The organism is Janthinobacterium sp., from assembly GCF_009923995.1.
Lineage (GTDB): Bacteria > Pseudomonadota > Gammaproteobacteria > Burkholderiales > Burkholderiaceae_D > Janthinobacterium.
In genome coordinates this window covers 1-2168 of sequence record NZ_RFSK01000135.1, presented here as the reverse complement: position 1 = coordinate 2168, position 2168 = coordinate 1, and the positions used below count along the sequence as shown (strand labels likewise).

2 protein-coding genes, 2 tRNA genes and 1 pseudogene are annotated in these 2168 nt (G+C 64.1%); 1 reads left to right on the top strand and 4 read right to left on the bottom strand.

The features are described 5' to 3' along the window. Positions 1 to 271, bottom strand: a pseudogene (locus EBS11_RS28175) (histidine kinase); the annotation flags it as partial. 102 nt (positions 272 to 373) lie between these two features. Next, positions 374 to 802, bottom strand: coding sequence for a helix-turn-helix domain-containing protein (locus tag EBS11_RS28170; protein WP_290608812.1), 429 nt, complete (start codon positions 800 to 802; stop codon positions 374 to 376). A 147-nt stretch (positions 803 to 949) separates the two neighbouring features. Here EBS11_RS28170 and EBS11_RS28165 point away from each other — a divergent pair, with 147 nt between their 5' ends. Next, positions 950 to 1801: an SDR family oxidoreductase gene (locus EBS11_RS28165; protein WP_290608810.1), complete on the top strand. Its 852-nt coding sequence runs from the start codon at positions 950 to 952 to the stop codon at positions 1799 to 1801. A gap of 118 nt (positions 1802 to 1919) precedes the next feature. On the opposite strand, the gene EBS11_RS28160 is transcribed toward EBS11_RS28165, so the two are convergent. Both EBS11_RS28160 and EBS11_RS28155 read right to left on the bottom strand, forming a co-directional pair. Next, positions 1920 to 2004: transfer RNA gene (locus EBS11_RS28160), tRNA-Leu, on the bottom strand. Between the two features lie 78 nt (positions 2005 to 2082). Beyond that, positions 2083 to 2167, bottom strand: a tRNA-Leu gene (locus tag EBS11_RS28155). Position 2168 lies beyond the last annotated feature (1 nt).

Genomic DNA, 2168 nt, shown 5'->3' with positions numbered 1-2168 from the left:
ACATCAGCAGCAGGGGCACGCCGTGGCGCCCGCCCGCATTGCGCAGCCGCATGCAGGCCGCGCCGATATTCGTGCCCGCCAGCGCCGCGTCGAGCAGGATCAGGTCCGTGCCGCCCGCCGCCAGTTCCACGCCTTCATCGACGTCGCCCGCCAGGCCCGTACCCAGGTTGTGGCGGTCCAGCACATACAGCAGTTCGCGCACATCGTTCGGCGAATTGCTGACCAGCAGCACATTGGCCCGGTCGGCGATGGAGGAAATCAACTGATTCATGGTGTCGCGCCCTTACGCGGTTCATGGGGCTAGTATTACATCAAGGCAAGGAGGAGTAAACGATAATTCTTGATGACTAAAAGCAATGCGGATGGGTCTCGTTCACGCGGCGTTTTTCGCCGCGGGTGCGGCCGCCAGGTCGGCGCGCGCCTGCTCGATGCGCGGGTAGTTGTCCTCGATCCAGTCGACCAGCACGGCCAGCCGCTCGGCCGCCTCGCGCCCCAGCGGCGTCAGGCTGTATTCCACCTTCGGTGGGATCACCATATAGGCCTGGCGCAGCACGAAGCCGTCGCCCGCCAGCGCTTCCAGGGTTTGCGCCAGCATCTTTTCGCTGACGCCGCCCACTTCGCGGCGCAGTTCGCTGAAGCGGCGCGTGCCGCTCAGCAGCAACACGAGCACCAGGACGGCCCAGCGGCTGGTCAGGTGGCTGAGCACGGCACGCGAGGGGCAGGCGGCCGCCAGCAGGTGCGCGCCCTGGTTCTGGCGGGCGAGGGCGGCGCGCAGGCTGGCGCCGGGAGTGTCTATGTCCATGATAGGGTATCCGTCCGGATGGCGTTGTCGATGGCGCCTGGTTATGTATCGAAAGGAAATTTCATACTTACTAAAAGGTACGTACTTACAATAAGTAAGTAATAGTCCTATTATAGGGTTTTACCACCTACCTTCCAAGGAGAAATCATGATCGTCATCACCGGCGCCACAGGCAACCTGGGCCAGCACGTCATTGCCAGCCTGCTCCAATCCGTTCCCGCCTCGAATATCATCGCCGCCGTGCGCAACCCCGCCAAGGCGGCGGACCTGGCCGCCAAGGGCGTGCAGGTGCGCCAGGCCGATTACAACGATGGCGCCAGCCTCGACGCGGCCTTCCAGGGCGCGACGAAAGTCCTGCTGATCTCGTCGAGCGAAGTGGGCCAGCGCGCGCAGCAGCACCAGAACGTCATCGACGCGGCCAAGCGCGCCGGCGTGGCCCTGCTGGCCTATACCAGCGTGCTGCGCGCCGACACCACGCCGCTGGGCCTGGCCGCCGAGCACGTGGTCACGGAAGCGGCCATCCGCGCATCGGGCCTGCCCTACACTTTCCTGCGCAATGGCTGGTACCTGGAAAACCATACGGAACACCTGGCGCCCGTGCTCGAGCATGGCGTCGTGCTGGGCGCGGCGCAGGATGGCCGCTTCTCGTCGGCCGCGCGTCGCGACTACGCGGCCGCCGCTGCCGCCGTGCTGACGGCGGCCCAGCCGCAAGCCATCTATGAACTCGCCGGCGACCATGGCTTTACCCTGACGGAATATGCGGCCGAAGTGGCGCGCCAGTCGGGCAAGGCGATCGTCTACAAGGATCTGCCGCAGGCGGACTTCAAGGCGGCGCTGGTGAGCGTGGGCGTGCCGGAAGGCTTTGCCGACCTGCTGGCCGATTCCGATGCGGGCGCGGCCAAGGGCGGCCTGGAAGACAATGGCAGGCAATTGAGCGCGCTGATCGGCCGTCCGACGACGACCCTGTTTGACGCCGTCAAGGCGGCGCTGGCAAAGTAAGCAAGAGAGGGGGGTGCCGCCGGTGGGAAAACCACGCGGCATCTGCCGTGGAAGACGTGCAGAAATGAAAAAAGCCGCAAACTCGTGAAAGTTTGCGGCTTTTTTGCGAATTAGGTAATGGTGCCCACGAAGGGACTCGAACCCCTACACCCGAAGGCACATGGACCTGAACCATGCGCGTCTACCAATTCCGCCACGTGGGCACTGATGCTGCTTGTTGCTGCTTACTGCGATGTCTCACTACTGTACTGCGGATCACAACGAAAACGACTCGTTGCTGGTGGTGCCCACGAAGGGACTCGAACCCCTACACCCGAAGGCACATGGACCTGAACCATGCGCGTCTACCAATTCCGCCACGTGGGCA

Excerpts from the sequence above, each read along its gene's own strand:
- EBS11_RS28170 (WP_290608812.1), bottom strand. The coding sequence starts at position 802 with ATGGACATAGACACTCCCGGCGCCAGCCTGCGCGCCGCCCTCGCCCGC.
- EBS11_RS28165 (WP_290608810.1), top strand. The coding sequence starts at position 950 with ATGATCGTCATCACCGGCGCCACAGGCAACCTGGGCCAGCACGTCATT.